Origin of the sequence: Glycomyces niveus (assembly GCF_017592475.1) — a bacterium.
Lineage (GTDB): Bacteria > Actinomycetota > Actinomycetes > Mycobacteriales > Micromonosporaceae > Glycomyces > Glycomyces niveus.
The window spans coordinates 113,576-128,816 of sequence record NZ_JAGFNP010000010.1; the positions used below are offsets into that span (position 1 = coordinate 113,576).

Here is a 15,241-nt window from a genome sequence, read left to right on the forward strand (position 1 = left end):
GGCGCCTATCCGTCGAGGAGTTCGCCGGTGGGGGCCGCGAGCGGCAGCAGGTCGCCGAGGTCGGCGCGCTGGCCTGAGGCCGAGACCTTGCCGGAGGCGACCGCCTCCTGCCACCCGGTGCGGCCGGTGGCGAGGAGGAGGAACACGAGGGGTTGACATTCCACGACGTTCGGCGGCGTGCCGCGGCGGTGCCGGGGGCCCTCGACGCACTGCACCGCGCCGTACGGCGGGACCCGCACTTCCACGGAATGACCTGGGGCTTTGGCGGCCAGCGCCTGCAGCAGCTCCCTGACGGCGCCCTTGAGCGTCTCGCGGTCGGGCGCTTCGTCGTTGTCGATCGCGGCCATGGCATCGACCACAGCGTCCACGGGGAGACCTCCGAACCACGTTAGACTGCCCGTTACGGCATGTCGCCGAACGGGCGTGCTTTGTATATCGTGCCGTTGGTGAACAGCACTCGACTTGCGAGTGTCGAATGAACGCCGCCGTGCCTGCACCCCGGTCCCGTGACCGAAATGAGACCAGGCATAGTGGCGACGACGGCCCGCTTCCGTGGGTTCGTCGTGCCTGCCCGTGGCAGATCGCCGCGAGTGGCGCTGGATGGCACATGCCCAGGAGGGGATGTAGATGACCGTAGCGGCCGAACCGAGCGGGACCCAGACTAACGTCCCGCGGTCCCGGCGCGGAAGACGGGGTGGCCTGCGCGCGCGCCTGGCCGGCCTCGCCGCGGCGGGCGGTGTGCTCCTCGGCATCCTGGCGTTCCCGCAGGCGGCGGCCGCGCAGGACGTCGCCGGGTGGTTCAACGGGGCGTTCAACCCGAACCCCGTCTCGATCGGCGGCCAGGCCACGGTCGTCTCCTTCACGGTCATGAACAACAACCCGGTGCAGCCCAAGGACATCACCCTGAAGGCGAGCCTCGACGGGCTGAACGACTACGTCTCCGCGGTCGACAACGACGGCGGCGGGGGCTACTGCACCCGCGAGGACGGCGACAAGGTCAAGTGCGCGGCGGTCGAGCCGGGCGGGCAGCGGACCGTCACGTTCTCGGTCGTCACCGCGACCGAGTCGGACCTGCCGAGCGGCGAGCAGGCCTCGGGGAACTTCACGGTCGACTTCGAGGGGCAGACCCAGTCGAGCGGCCTCAGCATCGTCGGCACCGCCACGGTCGCCAACGTCTCGTCGATCAAGGGCGAGGTCACCTCGAACGCCGAACCGGTGCCGGACGCCGAGCTCGAGCTCACCGACGGTGAGGGCGAGACGCACGAGACCACCACCGACGACGAGGGCATGTACGAGTTCACCGGCGACTCGTCGAACCCGATCGCGCCCGGCGAGATGACGCTGAAGATCACCGCGGAGGGGTTCGAGGACAAGGAGGAAGACCTCACCGTCCGCGAAGGCAACAACGAATTCACGCTGAACATCACGCTCTCCGCGACGGCGGAGGAGACCACGGCCGCCGCTGAGTCGCCGGCCCCGGAGACGACCGAAGCGTCGCCGCCGCCCGCCGACGACGGCGAGGGCGGCATGTCCGGGACCCTCATCTTCCTCATCATCATCGGCGCGCTCCTGGTCGTCGGCGGCATCGTCGGCATCTTCTTCCTGCTGCGCGGCGGCAAGGACGACAAGGACGACGACGGGGAGAGCTTCGCGCCCGACACTCCGCCGGACCACACGCCGACCGCGGCCCAGGTCGGGACGCCCGGCGTGTACCAGGCCGGACCCGCGCCCGGTTCGGACGCGCCGACGATGATCCACCCCGGCGGCCTCGTCGACGGGGCGGGCGCCGCCCCGACCCAGTTCGGCCCCGCGTACGGCGGCGGCTCGGACTCGACGCAGGTCATGCCGCAGGGCGGCTTCGGCGCTGCGCCGGGCATGCCGGGTGGCCAGGTCGGCCCCGACGGGACGACGATCCTCCCGGTCGTCAAGACGCCGGGCGGGCCCGGCGCCTCCGACGCGACGCAGATCATGCCGCAGGCCAACCTGTCGCAGCCGCCGGCGGCCCCGCCCAGCCCGTACGGCGACGCGCGCCACTCGGCCCCGCCGAGCGCCTTCGCCGACCCGGGCGCGACCCGGCCGCACCCGGGGCCGTCGCCGGCCGGCTCGCCGAGCCCGTACGGCGACCTGGGTTCGACCCGCCCGCACCCGGCGCCCACGCCGCCGCCCGCGACCGGTTCGATGTTCGACCCGCAGCAGCCGGGCAGCGCGCCCCGCGACTCGGGTTACGGCGCGCCGAGCGCTCCGCAGGACTCCGGTTACGGCGCGCCGAGCGCGCCGCGCGACCAGAGCTACGGTCCGCAGGGTTCGCCGAGCGCGCCCCAGTACGGGCCGGGCTCGCAGGCCTACGGCGCCCAGGGCGGCCAGCAGGGCTACGGCGCGCCGAGCGCGCCGCGCAGCGACTCGTACTCGAGTGCTCCGCGCCGCGACCCGTATGCGCCGCAAGAACAGCCGCCCGCAGGCGACTTCGGGGCGACCCGGCCGATGCCGCAGTACGGGGACCAGCCCCAGCCGCCGGCCGCGCCGTATGGCGGCGAGCCGAACCGCGAGGGCGACGACCAGGACCAGCGCGGCGAGCGCCGAAACTGGGGCGAGTGGGACGACCGCCCCCGCTCCTGGTAGCAGCCGCAGGGACTACTGAAACGCCGTGCCGGGCATTGCCCGGCACGGCGTTTCCCTTCGAGGGGTGGTCTGGCGGCTGGTCCAAGAGTCGCATCGGGGTACGACATTCCAGTGTTCGAAGATCGGCGGCGGGCGGAGTCGGCGGTTCGCGGGCACGCCGCATCTCTAGGCCGCGGGTTCCGAAGCGCCCCCGATACCGAGGGTGGCAGGCGGGTGCGACGTCGAGGTGTTCGAAACGGCGGCGGGGCGGCTTCCGGCGGACCGAGGCGGGAACCGCTGCCTGGCGTGATCGCTTTCACGGACGGGTGAATCCGGCCCCCGTAGGCCGGTATGCGGTGAGTTTCACCTCTTCAGCGAGGGGTCCGGCCCACAACGGCCGTTGTTGGACGGTGGCGACTTCCCGCAGGTCCGATAGACTGTGAATGGCGGTTCCGCCAGATGGTCGAAGCTCGCGTGCAGCATCGTTGGATGCCGCGACGCGGCTCGTGAGCCATCGACTCAGCCCAGCAAACTGAGGAGTTGCAGTGGCCCGAGGTGACGGTCGACTCACCACGGAACTCGATCCCGACAGTCCCGGCCCCCGCGACGCCTGCGGCGTCGTCGGCATCTGGGCCCCCGGGGAAGAGGTCTCGAAACTCACTTACTTCGGGCTCTACGCGCTGCAGCACCGCGGCCAGGAAGCCGCGGGCATCGCCGTCTCGGACGGCGCGCGCACCGTCGTCTACAAGGACCTCGGCCTCGTCGCCCAGGTCTTCGACGAGTCCACCCTCGCGCCCCTCCAGGGCCACCTGGCCATCGGCCACGCCCGCTACTCCACCACCGGCGCCTCCACCTGGGAGAACGCTCAGCCGACCATCCGGTCGACCTCGACGGGCACCGCGATCGCCTTGGCGCACAACGGCAATCTGGTGAACACCGCCGATCTCGTCAAGGAGGTCGACCGCCTCGGCATCGACATGGGCGGCACCACCTCCGACACGCACCTCATCACCGCGCTCCTGGCCGCGCATCCGGACGAGTCCGTCGAGGCCGCCGCCGAGCGCGTGCTCCCGCAGCTGCGCGGTGCCTTCTGCCTCGTCTTCATGGACGAGAACACGCTGTACGCCGCCCGCGACCCGCAGGGCGTGCACCCGCTCGTCCTCGGCCGCCTCGCCTCCGGCTGGGCCGTCGCCTCCGAGACCGCCGCGCTCGACACGATCGGCGCGCACTTCGTGCGCGAGGTCGAGCCGGGCGAGCTGCTCACCATCGACGAGCACGGCCTGCGCTCGACCCGCTTCGCGAACCCCGAGCCCAAGGGCTGCCTGTTCGAGTACGTCTACCTCGCCCGCCCCGACACGAAGCTGGCCGGACGCAACGTCTACGCCACCCGCGTCGAGGTCGGCCGCACCCTCGCCCGCGAGTACCCGGCCGACGCCGACCTCGTCATCGGCGTCCCCGAGTCCGGCATCCCGGCCGCGATCGGATTCGCCGAGGAGTCCGGGATCCCCTACGGCCAGGGGTTCACCAAGAACCAGTACGTGGGCCGGACCTTCATCCAGCCCTCGCAGTCGCTGCGCCAGCTGGGCATCCGCCTGAAACTCAACCCGCTCGTCGACCAGATCAAGGGCAAGCGCCTCGTGATCGTCGACGACACGATCGTGCGCGGCAACACCCAGCGCGCCCTCGTCCGGATGCTCCGCGAAGCGGGCGCGGTCGAGGTCCACATCCGCATCTCCGCGCCGCCGGTTAAGTGGCCGTGCTTCTACGGCATCGACTTCGCCACCCGCGCCGAGCTCATCGCCGGATCGCTCGACACCGACGGCATCCGCGCCCAGATCGGCGCGGACTCCCTCGGCTACGTCTCGATGGAAGGCCTCGTGCGCGCCACCGAGCAGCCCGCGTCCCGGCTCTGCATGGCCTGCTTCGACGGCCAGTACCCCATCGAACTGCCCGCTTCCGATCTGATCGGCAAGCACCTCATGGAAGCGCCCCAGGCATCGAAGCCCGGCGTCCGATCGACCGAAGCGAGCACGCAAGTGCGGGAAGGGACCACAGCGTGAGCAGCGGCACCACCACTCCGAGGACCATCTCCTACCAGTCCGCGGGCGTCGACATCGACGCCGGCGACCGGGCGGTCGACGCCCTGAAGCCCCTGATCAAGAAGACCGTCCGGCCCGAGGTGGTCGGCGGGATCGGCGGATTCGCCGGGCTGTTCGCGCTCGACACCGAGAAGTACAAGAAGCCGCTGCTGGCCTCCTCGACCGACGGCGTGGGCACCAAGCTCGTCATCGCCCAGAAGATGGACATCCACGACACGGTCGGCATCGACCTCGTCGCGATGGTCGTCGACGACCTCGTCGTGTGCGGCGCCGAGCCCCTGTTCCTCCTGGACTACATCGCCACCGGCCAGGTCGTGCCGGAGAAGATCGCCGCGATCGGCGGCGGCATCGCCGACGGCTGCCGCTGGGCCGGCTGCGCGCTCATCGGCGGCGAGATCGCCGAGCACCCGGGCGTCATGAAGCCCGACGACTACGACATCTCCGCCACCGGCGTGGGCGTCGTCGAGGCCGACCAGCTGCTCGGCCCCGAGCGCGTCAAGCCCGGCGACGTCGCGATCGCGATGCGCGCCTCCGGTGTCCACTCCAACGGCTTCTCGCTCGTGCGCGAGGCCCTGTTCGGCGTGGGCAAGATGGAGCTCGACACGGTCGTGCCCGAGTTCGGCAACCAGCGGACCCTCGGCGAGGAGCTGCTGACCCCGACCCACATCTACGCCAAGGACTGCCTCGAGCTCGCCAAGGAGTGCGACGTGCACGCCTTCGCGCACATAACCGGCGGCGGGCTCGCCGGCAACCTCATCCGGTCCGTCCCCGAAGGCCTCCAGATCGAGGTCGACCGCGGCACGTGGACGCCGAACCCGGTGTTCGACGTCGTGCAGCGCGTCGGCGGCATCGGCGGCGAGGAGATGGAGCGCACCTTCAACATGGGCGTCGGCATGGTCGCCATCGTCGCGCCCGACCAGGTGGACCGCTCGCTGGCGGTGCTCACCGCCCGCCACGTCGAGGCCTGGACCATCGGCGAGGTCACCGAAGGCCCCGGCGGCGTCACCCTCGCGGGTGAGTATCTGACGGCTGGCTAGGGATCCCCGGGTCCTCGGACCCGGCCTCCCGCCCGTCCAGGCCGGCGGCCTCCGCCTCGGCCGCTTCGAGCGCGTCCCGGTGCTGCTTCGCCTTCGTGCTGAGCCACAGCCAGATCAGGCCGAGCGTGGGCAGCACCGCGGCGGCGATGAGCGCCGGCACCAGGTGCAGGGTCGGCGTGAGCATGACGCCGAGGATGAGCAGCACCGAGATCAGGATCGTGCGCCGCGTCGCGGGGTCGAACACCGAGAGTGGGCCGAGCGGGATCGTGTGCCACGGCACGCGCTTGGCCATGCGGATGATGATGAGGCCCAGCAGGAACCCGGCCGGCTCGTCGGAGAGCCAGTGCTGGCCGAGGAACACCTGCGAGCAGAACACGATCACCGGCGGGGCGATGAGCAGCGTCCAGCGCGCCCACGCGGGGATCACGTGGCCGATGAGCATCACGATGAGGCCGAACAGCAGGATCGAGTTCACGGCGTGCCCGGAGGGGAACGCCGTGGCGTCGACGATGTTGGGGCCGCCGCCCTCGGGGTGGTACGTGAAGAGCAGCGGCCCTTCCGGGGAGACCTTGAACAGCGCGAACGGGTGCTGCGAGAGCGGGCGGCCGAGCAGGTGCTTCATGCCGAGGATGCTCGCGAGCGTGATGAACGAGATGACGTACATCAGCAGCGGCCGGATCGACCGCGAGCGGAGCGCGCACCAGATCGCGATGAGCAGCGTGACCGTCGCGACCGTGCGGGCCTGGCCGAACTCGGCCCCGCCCTTCGCGATGTTCGCCAGCCACTCCACGTCGTTCGCGTCCACGGCCCACAGGCGCACCTCGATGTCGAGGCGCACGAGCCACGACGGGTAGCTCACGAAGAACGCGAGGGCGAGGAACCCGAGGAACATGAAGAGGTCGGGCCACCAGCTCTTGGGGCGCTTCCCGTACGGTTCCCAGTCGAACCAGCCCACGGGGATGTAGCGGCGCAGCGGCGTGATGATCTGACCGACGAACGCGTCGTCACGGACAGTCACACCTCGGTCCGTGATCCCCGCGCTCCTGCGCGCGGTCGTCGACCGGTTCGATTCAGAAGGCATAGATGGATGTTCGCCTGCGAAAGTGAATTTTGATGCCGCCACACCCGAACTGGACCGAATTTGTTATCAGGTCGGTATATATGGTGTGGTTTGGGACGCAGCAGGATTGAGCTGCGCCGATACTCCGCGATACCGGTCACGTTCCACCGAAACCCCGGCGTTACTCCGAATGTGACCGGCATCGCCTGCGGCTCAGGCGGGAACGGGCTGCGTGTCGGAGGCGCCGATCACCGGGTAGTCGGTGTAGCCTGCCGCGCCGCCGCCGTAAAGCGGCAGGTCGGTGCGGAGTGGATTGAGGGGCGCGCCGGTGCGCAGCCGCTCGGGCAGGTCGGGGTTGGCGATGAACGGGCGGCCGATCGCGACCAGGTCAGCGCCCGCGTCGAGGATGCGCGCGGCGGCGGCGACCCCGCCGTCGGCGGGGATCGGATCCGCTTCGGGCGCCTCGGGATTCGAGGGGTTCGCGATGAGCACGCCGTCCCAGCGCCGCCGCAGTTCAGCGAAGAGCGGCGTGGGGGAGGCGTAGGCGAGGTGCAGGTAGGCGAGGCCGAGCGGCGCGAGCGCGTCGAGCAGGGCCGGGAACAGCTCGTCGGCCTCGTCGACCTCGATCCCGTTGTGCGGGTTGCCGGGTGAGATCCGCAGGCCGGTGCGCTCGGGGCCGACCTCGGCGGCGACGGCCCGTACTACCTCGACGACGAACTTGATGCGCCCGGCGACCGAACCGCCGTACTCGTCCGTGCGGTGGTTGGTGCTGGTGGCGAGGAACTGGTTGAGCAGGTAGCCGTTGGCGGCGTGCACTTCGACGCCGTCGGCGCCGGCCCGGACGGCGTTGCGGGCGGCGGCGATGAAGTCCTCGCGGGTGTCCTGCAGGTCGGCAGTGGTCATCTCGCGCGGGACCGGCGGCGTGCCGTGCCCGTTCGGAGTGTGGATGTAGCCGGGGAGCCGGATCGCGGAGGGTGCCAAGGGGACCAGGCCGCTGGTGTCGGGGTGGCCGATGCGGCCGCCGTGCTCGACCTGGAGGAAGATCCGGCCACCTGCCGAGTGCACGGCGTCGGTGACCGTCCTCCAACCATCCACTTGGGACTCGGTGAAGAGGCCGGGGATGTCCGGGTAGGTGTAGCCGACCTGGCTGGGGGAGCTGGCTTCGGCGACGATGAGGCCGGCGGAGGCGCGCTGGGCGTAGTACTCGGCCATGAGCGGCGTGGGCACGCCGCCGGCGGCCGCGCGGTTGCGGCTCATGGGGGGCATGACCAAGCGGTTCGGCAGGTCGAGTGAACCCAGCCGGGCGGGTTCGAAGAGGCGCTGAACAGGGTTTTCGGACGCGGCGGTCGCGGTTTCGTTCGTCATGCCGGTACCGTAGAACCTGACACCAATGTCAGGTTCAAGGGAATGTGAGGCACGCCATGCGAATCGGTGAACTCGCCCGCAGGACGGGCGTGAGCGTGCGGTCCCTGCGCTACTACGAGCAGCAGGGGCTCCTGCACTCCGACCGTACCCCGGGCGGCCACCGCGAGTACCCCGAGCGTGCGGTCGACCGGGTGATCCGGATCCAGGTGCTCTACGCGGCCGGGCTCAACAGCCGCACCATCGACGGGATCCTTCCGTGCATCCACGACGCCGACGGCGGCCCGAACGAGTCCACCACCGAGACCCTGGCCGCCGAACTCCGCATCGAACGGGAGCGCATCGACCGCAAGATCGAAGACCTCCTGCGCAGCCGCGAAATCCTCGACGAGGTCATCGCCACAGCCGCTCTCCCCGCCTGAGTCGGCACACGTTTCGCAGGTCAGAGACGTATGTCAGACCCGTGTGGGAGAGAGTCCTTTTCATCGGTAGTGGTGAAGGTGGGAACGGGAGGGTACCCGGGACCGCCCGTATGCCTTCCCGGCCCGCCTCGGGCCGGTGCCGCCCGCGCCGTCCTCGATCGGCTCTCGCGACCGCGAGAGCAGGGCCTATGTCAAGGGGCCCTTGAGGACTGCCAGTGCCGCGTTTCGGTCCCCGGACCAGCGGAAGACGTCGTCCGCCGGAGTGCGCCTGCCGCGCAGCAGGAGCAGGAGGTCGCCTGCGGTGCCCTCGATGTCGGCCACCGGTTCGCCGGGGCCGAAGACCCACCAATCGTCGGAGTCGGTGGCGCGCAAGCGGATGCACACATCCGGCGGCCAGGCCTTGCCGCGGCCGATCTGTCTCGGGGCCAGCACGTCGAAGACCTCGGAGATGCCCTCGCAGGCCAGCTCGCCGTCGAGCGGCCCCGCTTCGCCGACGGCCCGTTCGGCATCCCAGCGGTGCAGCATCATCGACACCGCGCGCGAGCGCTGCCAGTAGCCCGCGGTCGGCGGCGTGTAGTAGCCCCACGCGGGCGCCTCGGGGTCGATGTCGAGCGCCATGAGCAGCACCTCGCCGGTGCCGTCCACCCAGCGGGTGAGCTCGTACCGGTCCTCCGGGACCTTCGGCGGGGTCCCGTCGGGCGGCTCGGCCTGGCCGTCCCAGTCCGTCACCGCGGCGGCGGCGAACAGGTTCGCGGTGCCCACATGCGCGGCGAGTTCGGCGAGAGTCCGGACCTCGTCTCCGTGCTCGATCGGCGCGTCCAGGTCACCGCCGGCCAGGCAGGCGCCGAACGCGTCGAGTTCGCGCCGGAAATGGCGGAGAAACGACGCAGCATCCATGCTCCCCAGCCTATCCGCGACTGTGACGCGGCGCTCCCTCCAGGTCCCGTCCGACTTCCCCGCCGGCAGGGATCGGAGCAGATCCGGAGCCTCCTCGGTGAGCGCGACGGACGCTCCGGCGCATTGACCTGCATCGATAAACGGCCGGGGTTGCCCTCCTCTCGACGCGAGCCCGGTTGCGCAGGAACGGGAACGATGGAGCCCTCGCCGGTGACCGGTGCCGAATCCTCGTATCGGACTTCGTAAACGCGCTCGCGGAACTTCCAGCCGTCCGCGGTGCGCACGTATTCGTCGTGGTAGATCGCGATGTTCTGATGCGAGCTCCCGTTGTTGAGCTCGATGAGCTCCTGCATGTAGGCGCGTCCGCTCGCGGTGTCGCCTTCGAGCACGATCACGCCCGGGTGCGAGGTCTGGATGAAATAGCGCCACATGGTCGGTGCGCGCATCCCCCACGCGCGGATCTGCTCGCGGCCTTCCAGTTCGACGGGGATGTTCGGCATGCGCAGCGCGCCGTCCTCGGCGAACAGCGAGGCGAGGCGCGGATAGTCGCGCATCATCGCGCAGTCGGAGAACTCGGCGCGCAGCGCCTCGATCTCGACGCGGTCGGCGATCGTTCGGAAGTCGGTCATCTCGCGGTTCCTTCCTCGTGGTGCTGCCTCCAAGACCGAACAGGAGCGCGAAGTGTGACCGGTGCGAGGAAACTGTCGCAGCCGTCACGGAAGATGGGCGCCATGACCGACACACCCGATCCGATCATGGAAGCGATCGGCCGAGCCGTGATGCAGGGCCAGAACGGCGACTCCGCCGCCGCCCGAACGGCACTGCTCGACCTCTGGAACCGCATCGGCGTCACCGGTGACCCCCTGCACCGCTGCACCCTCGCCCATTCGATGGCCGACCTCTACGACGACGCCGCGCAAGCCCTCGCCTGGGATGTGCGAGCCCTCGACGCCGCCGATGCGGCGACCGACGAACGCGTGCAGGCCCACCAGGCGGGGCTCGAGCTCGCGGGCTTCTACCCGTCGCTCCACCTCAACCTCGCCGACGACTACCGCCGCCTCGGCTCCTTCGAAGCCGCCGAAGAGCATGTGCGCCAAGCGGAACAGGCCGCCCCGGCCCTGCCCGAGGGACCGTACGGCGACCTGATCCGCAGCGCCATAACGGGAGTCGCGGCCGCCATCGCGGCGAGAGACACCGCACCGAGGGCGTCGGCGCCGGCGGCGTCCTGAACACGACGCCGACCGCGTACCGGAACCGCTTCCGCATCGCCGTTCCGTAAGCGATGAATTCCGGCTCCGAACCTCGTCTCCACCGGCAAAGGGAGATCGAACGCTAGGAGCGCACCATGACCGCGACGTACACGTGGGACGTCTTCGCGACCGTCGACGGCTTCGGCTCGTACGGACCTGACGGCGACTGGGGCGGGTACTGGGGCAAGCAGGGCCCCGAGTTCCTCGACCGGCGCCTCGCCGACATCACCCAGGAGCAGCGGATGATCCTGGGCGCCAACACCTTCCGGCTGTTCGCGAAGATGCTCGGCACGCTCTCGGACGCCGACCTGGGCCCGGTGGTCGCCCGCATGCGCAGCATGCCGACCACGGTCGTGTCGAACACGCTCGAAGGCCCGCTGGACTGGCCGGACGCTGGCGTCGCGTCCGGCGACGGCGTGGATGTGGTCGCGCGGCTCAAGCAGGAGTCCGAGGTGCCGCTGCGCTCGCACGGCAGCCTCTCGCTGAACCGCGCCTTGATGGCCGCCGGCCTCGTCGACCGCGTCCAGTTGACGATCTTCCCGGTGCTCTCCGGCCGCACAGGCACCTTCCCGGTCTTCGCCGGAGCGGACGACTTCGACCTCGACCTGCTCGACAACCGCACTTTCGACGGCCGCATCCAGGAACTCACCTACCGCCCGACCTTGCACTGACGGGTCGGCTACCGCCCGGAGGCTTCGCGGGCGGCTTGTTCGAGCCGGTCGCGGTAGGCGGCCCACCAGGCGTCGTCGCCGCCGGGGAGGCCGTTGAAGTCGGGGCGGAGCCCGGCGGTGCCGTCGATGAGCTCGCGCACGATGTCGGCATGGCCGCCATGGCGATTCGTCTCGCCGATCATGAGCACGAGCATCTGGTGGAGGGTGACGTCGGCGTGTTCGGCGGGCCACCATGGGACGCTCCCGGCGGCGTCGAGCCCGAGGGCCTCGATCGTGGCATCGGCGTGGGTCCAGACGCGGCGGTAGCAGTCGATGATGAACGCGGACGGCTCGTCGGTCCGGGCCCACATGTCCGTGTTCGGCTCGTCCGGGTCGTCGGCGAACCAGGGCGGGGGATCGGCCATCGGGCGGCCGAAGACCTCGCCCAGGTACCCGGCTTCGATCCCGCCGATGTGCTTGACCAGGCCGAGGAGGTTCGTGCCGGTCGGGGTCATGGGGCGGCGCAAGTCGTACTCGCCCAGGCCGTCGAGTTTCCAGAGCAGGCTTTCGCGGGCGTTGCGGAGGTCACGGTGCAGGTGCGCCTTGGCGTCGGTCATGCCCGTGATGGTCGCATCGGGGTCCGACAGGGCTTAGAGGCCGACGTGGGCGAGGAGCCGTTCCATGACCTCGCTGAGGGGCGGGGTCGTGTCGATCTCGGCGGTGGCGCCGGCGCGGAGGAGTGGTTCGATCTCCTGCCAGTCCGCCAGGGCTGCAGCCAGTTCGGCGGGCGTCTTGCCGTAGGTGTTGCCGGTACGGGACTCCAGGCGCAGGCGGATCACGTCGAGCGGTGCGCTGAGCAGGATGACGTGGTCGAAGTCGCGGTAGAACTTCCACTGGTTGGGGACGCAGCCGCTGACGAAGAGCGCGTCCGCGTCGGCGGTGTCGAGGAGGCGGCGCATGCGATCCTCGCGCCAGACCCAGTCGGGTTCGGCCGTGGGCTTCGGCGGCACCGCGTCGGGTTCGGGGGCGCACCAGCCGTCGTAGTCGGTGTCGACGGCCCGGTGGCCGAGGTCGGCGAGGCGGGCGACGACCGTGGACTTGCCGACACCGGAGACGCCGGTGAGCAGTACGCGCAGCATCCCTGCAGGCTATCGGGTGCCGCTACGGGCGGCGGGTCGCCACGATCGTGGCGAGGTCGGGCGCGAGCCGCACCTCGGCGGCCAGCAGTGCCGGATGCTCGAGCCAGTCGAGCCGTGCGCTGTCGGGTCGGCCGTCGTGCACGGGCGGCCATGTGGTCATGGGCGTGAAGTCGTCGATGACCAGCGAACCGCCCGGGCGGAGCAGCCGTTCGGGGTCGGCGGCCGCGCCGCGCTTGCCGTTGCCGCCGCCGTCGACCACGAGCAGGTCGAACGGCCCACGGTCGTTGATGAGCGTCCAATCGCCTTGCAGGATCACGACATCGGGGATATCGGCGAACAGCCCGGCGACGCGCGCCGCCCGTTCCGCGTCGCGTTCGACGCTCACCACCGGCACGCCCGGGCGCCTTCCGGCGACGAGCCAGGCGAGTCCCACACCGCAGCCGGTCCCGGTCTCGCCGATGGTGTCCGCGCCGGCCGCCAGCGCGTGCAGGAAGCGGCCCTGCTCCAGGCGGCAGGAGGACGGGAAGCCGAGCTCATCGGCGAGTGCGACTGCGGCCGAGACGATCGCGGGGAGGTCCCGCACGCCCGCGTAACCCTCGGTTCCCTTGATGGACATCGGCCTCCGCCTTTCCGCTTGGCCACCATGCTAGTTCACGCCCGCGCTGCGGATCTGCTGCTCGGCGGTCAGGTGCCGTCGCATGCAGATGCGGGGCCAGCGGTCGAGCCCGTGGGCCGCTTCCTGGTCGCGGATCTTGCGGAGCCCCGGGGTGAGTTCGGCGTCCGGGATCGGCTCGAATCCGCAGCGGGCGTAGTAGGGCGCGTTCCAGGCGACGTCGGTGAAGGTGGTGAGGGTGAGCGCCGCGAAACCCGTGCCACCGGCGTGCGCGGCGGCGTGCTCGATGAGGCGGCGGCCGATGCCGCGCCGTGCCCGGTCCGGGTGGACGGAGACCTGCTCGATGTGCAGCGCGCCGTCCACCGGCTCGGCGATGAGATAGGCGACCGGCAAGTCGTCGACGGCGACCCATGCCAGCCCGGACCGCTGGTAGGGGGCGAGTTCGTCGAGGCCGAGCGGTTCGTCGTCGGCGATCGCCGACATCCCGACGAGCCGGAAGCACTCGCCGGCGGCGCGTTCGATGTCTTGGCAGCGCGGCAGGTCGGCGAGGTCGGCCGGACGGATTCGCATCGGGCCAGTGTGCGCGACCCGCCTCGCCGCGGCAACCGGGTTTGCGGGTCATTCGGTTCGAGCGGCGAGGCGGATCGCCCACTCCCGTTCGGCGACGGCGAGACCGTGCTCCCGCACCTCGACCAGTGCCGTCCGGTCCACCGTCGCCACTGTCGGACCCGGCGGGGCTCGGTGCCCCAGGCGGGACCTCCCGCGTCCCTGGTGCGGCAGGCCAGGTGCACCAGGTCGCCGACGGGGAACGCGAACGCGGACACGTCGTCGGTGCACTCGCCCCACTCGAGGAACGCGTGCCGCGCCCAAGCCGACTCGGTCTCGCCGTACCGCCCGCGTTCGGCGGCGTCGAGAGCCGCTGCGGGCGAGGTGAACCCGGGCGGAGACCCGGCTGGGACGCGGTAGCGGGCGAGTTCGTCCTTGAGCTTCTTGACCAGCAGCGGTGTACGGCCACGACCCGGCGAGGGTCGACGCCGTCTACGGTGCACTCAAGCGACTCTGGGCCTGACCTGGGGATTCATCTCGGGCAGCGTTTACCGGCGGCTGTGAGCGGGTAACGCTCGGGCATGACCTCGAAAGCGGAGAAGGCCAGACGCGACAAAGCGACGATGCCGAAGGACGTCACCCCCCATCTGGGATTCTTCGACCGCATGGCGTCGCGCGTGGCCAGTTTCACGGCGCGCGCGTGGTTCTTCAGCATCTGCGTCGCCACGATCATCATCTGGGCGCCGTCGGTGGTGCTGTTCGACCTGTCCACCTGGCAGCTCATCATCAACACGACCACCACGATCGTGACGTTCCTGCTGGTCGCGTTGCTGCAGAACACCGAGACCCGCGCGAACGACGCGGTGCAGCAGAAGCTCAACGCGATCGCCGACGCACTGGCCGAGCTCATGGAGGCCTCGCACCGCGATTCGGAGGAGATGCAGGAGCAGGTCCGCCAGCTGCGCAAGGCGGTGGGCCTCGAGGACGAGGAGAGCGCGTGAGACCGGGCCGCGGCGGCGGCGCCTTGCCGCGGCGGCCCAGTCGGTTCAGTTCAGGGGAATCGGGGTCTGGACAGGTCTTAGCAGGCCGAGACGACGCGGATGCTCTCGATCCAGTCGTTTCGGTCGGGCTCGAGGTCGCTCAGGTTGCGGATGTCGACGCCCGGGCCGAGGCAGAAGTAGGCGCCGGTCGCGCCGTCGTTCGCGTAGAGCCGGAGGATCTTGTTCGACTCGTTCGAGATCGAGGAGATCTCGTTGTCGCCGTTCCACCAGTCGATCTCGTAGGTGGAGCCGACGCCGCCCACGCGCCAGTTGACCCACTTGTCGCCGCTGTAGCCGGCGTTCTCCCAGCCGCAGACGTAGCCGGAGGAGCAGCCGCCCGCCAGGATCTCGGCGTCCGTGTTCGTCTCGGCCTGCGCCGAACCGGCGGTCAGGGTCAGGCCCGCGACCACCGCGACGCCCGCCATGGCGGCGCCGGCCTTGACGCGACGCTTCATCGATTCGATCTTCTCGCTGCCCATGTGAGCACCTTTCGCCGAGCGGCGCCCGTTGCGCCGCGATCTCGCATGT

17 protein-coding genes are annotated in these 15,241 nt (G+C 70.6%); 7 read left to right on the forward strand and 10 right to left on the reverse strand.

Features of this window, described 5'->3' with window-relative positions; all coding sequences use genetic code 11:
* Positions 1 to 5: 5 nt before the first annotated feature.
* Positions 6 to 347 carry a sterol carrier family protein gene (locus J5V16_RS24590; RefSeq protein ID WP_243901394.1) on the reverse strand — a complete coding sequence of 114 codons (342 nt, stop codon included), beginning with the start codon at positions 345 to 347 and terminating at the stop codon, positions 6 to 8.
* A gap of 280 nt (positions 348 to 627) precedes the next feature.
* Between J5V16_RS24590 and J5V16_RS17375 the strand changes: the two genes are divergently transcribed.
* The 3 genes from J5V16_RS17375 (at position 628) to purM (ending at position 5,734) form a co-directional block, all read left to right on the forward strand.
* A complete protein-coding gene (locus J5V16_RS17375) occupies positions 628 to 2,619 on the forward strand; it encodes a carboxypeptidase regulatory-like domain-containing protein (RefSeq protein ID WP_243901366.1) in 1,992 nt (663 codons plus the stop codon).
* Positions 2,620 to 3,143: 524 nt separating this feature from the next.
* On the forward strand, positions 3,144 to 4,658 hold the full coding sequence (gene purF / locus J5V16_RS17380; RefSeq protein WP_208497779.1) for an amidophosphoribosyltransferase: 1,515 nt from the start codon (positions 3,144 to 3,146) through the stop codon (positions 4,656 to 4,658).
* On the forward strand, positions 4,655 to 5,734 hold the full coding sequence (purM, locus tag J5V16_RS17385) for a phosphoribosylformylglycinamidine cyclo-ligase (protein ID WP_208497780.1): 1,080 nt from the start codon (positions 4,655 to 4,657) through the stop codon (positions 5,732 to 5,734). Before purF ends, purM begins: the two co-directional genes overlap by 4 nt.
* Here the strand turns inward: purM and J5V16_RS24595 are convergent.
* Positions 5,700 to 6,752, reverse strand: coding sequence for a phosphatase PAP2 family protein (locus tag J5V16_RS24595; RefSeq protein WP_208497781.1), 1,053 nt, complete (start codon positions 6,750 to 6,752; stop codon positions 5,700 to 5,702). The genes purM and J5V16_RS24595 overlap by 35 nt on opposite strands.
* A 255-nt stretch (positions 6,753 to 7,007) precedes the next feature.
* Positions 7,008 to 8,159, reverse strand: a complete 1,152-nt coding sequence (locus J5V16_RS17395; RefSeq protein ID WP_208497782.1) for an alkene reductase — start codon at positions 8,157 to 8,159, stop codon at positions 7,008 to 7,010.
* A gap of 56 nt (positions 8,160 to 8,215) precedes the next feature.
* Here J5V16_RS17395 and J5V16_RS17400 point away from each other — a divergent pair, with 56 nt between their 5' ends.
* Positions 8,216 to 8,578 (forward strand): MerR family transcriptional regulator, encoded by a 363-nt coding sequence (locus J5V16_RS17400; protein ID WP_208497783.1) that lies wholly within the window; start codon positions 8,216 to 8,218, stop codon positions 8,576 to 8,578.
* Between the two features lie 186 nt (positions 8,579 to 8,764).
* Here J5V16_RS17400 and J5V16_RS17405 read toward each other — a convergent pair whose 3' ends face one another.
* The gene (locus J5V16_RS17405) at positions 8,765 to 9,340 is read right to left on the reverse strand and encodes a maleylpyruvate isomerase family mycothiol-dependent enzyme (RefSeq protein WP_208497784.1); all 576 of its coding nucleotides are present in this window, start codon (positions 9,338 to 9,340) and stop codon (positions 8,765 to 8,767) included.
* The gene (locus tag J5V16_RS17410; RefSeq protein ID WP_208497785.1) at positions 9,304 to 10,104 is read right to left on the reverse strand and encodes a nuclear transport factor 2 family protein; all 801 of its coding nucleotides are present in this window, start codon (positions 10,102 to 10,104) and stop codon (positions 9,304 to 9,306) included. Before J5V16_RS17410 ends, J5V16_RS17405 begins: the two co-directional genes overlap by 37 nt.
* A gap of 93 nt (positions 10,105 to 10,197) precedes the next feature.
* Between J5V16_RS17410 and J5V16_RS17415 the strand changes: the two genes are divergently transcribed.
* Positions 10,198 to 10,704, forward strand: a complete 507-nt coding sequence (locus tag J5V16_RS17415) for a hypothetical protein (RefSeq protein ID WP_408612485.1) — start codon at positions 10,198 to 10,200, stop codon at positions 10,702 to 10,704.
* Positions 10,705 to 10,820: 116 nt separating this feature from the next.
* The gene (locus tag J5V16_RS17420; protein WP_208497787.1) at positions 10,821 to 11,396 is read left to right on the forward strand and encodes a dihydrofolate reductase family protein; all 576 of its coding nucleotides are present in this window, start codon (positions 10,821 to 10,823) and stop codon (positions 11,394 to 11,396) included.
* 8 nt (positions 11,397 to 11,404) lie between these two features.
* On the opposite strand, the gene J5V16_RS17425 is transcribed toward J5V16_RS17420, so the two are convergent.
* The 4 genes from J5V16_RS17425 to J5V16_RS17440 are packed head-to-tail and all read right to left on the reverse strand — an operon-like array spanning position 11,405 to position 13,697.
* Positions 11,405 to 11,992, reverse strand: a complete 588-nt coding sequence (locus tag J5V16_RS17425; RefSeq protein ID WP_208497788.1) for a DinB family protein — start codon at positions 11,990 to 11,992, stop codon at positions 11,405 to 11,407.
* A gap of 33 nt (positions 11,993 to 12,025) precedes the next feature.
* Entirely contained in the window at positions 12,026 to 12,514 is a 489-nt protein-coding gene (locus J5V16_RS17430; RefSeq protein ID WP_208497789.1) for an AAA family ATPase, read from the reverse strand.
* Positions 12,515 to 12,536: 22 nt separating this feature from the next.
* A complete protein-coding gene (locus J5V16_RS17435) occupies positions 12,537 to 13,130 on the reverse strand; it encodes an O-methyltransferase (protein ID WP_208497790.1) in 594 nt (197 codons plus the stop codon).
* Between the two features lie 30 nt (positions 13,131 to 13,160).
* On the reverse strand, positions 13,161 to 13,697 hold the full coding sequence (locus tag J5V16_RS17440) for a GNAT family N-acetyltransferase (protein ID WP_208497791.1): 537 nt from the start codon (positions 13,695 to 13,697) through the stop codon (positions 13,161 to 13,163).
* 557 nt (positions 13,698 to 14,254) lie between these two features.
* Here J5V16_RS17440 and J5V16_RS17445 point away from each other — a divergent pair.
* Positions 14,255 to 14,674, forward strand: a complete 420-nt coding sequence (locus tag J5V16_RS17445) for a low affinity iron permease family protein (protein ID WP_208497792.1) — start codon at positions 14,255 to 14,257, stop codon at positions 14,672 to 14,674.
* Positions 14,675 to 14,751: 77 nt separating this feature from the next.
* Here the strand turns inward: J5V16_RS17445 and J5V16_RS17450 are convergent, their stop codons facing one another.
* A complete protein-coding gene (locus J5V16_RS17450; protein ID WP_208497793.1) occupies positions 14,752 to 15,192 on the reverse strand; it encodes a peptidase inhibitor family I36 protein in 441 nt (146 codons plus the stop codon).
* Positions 15,193 to 15,241 lie beyond the last annotated feature (49 nt).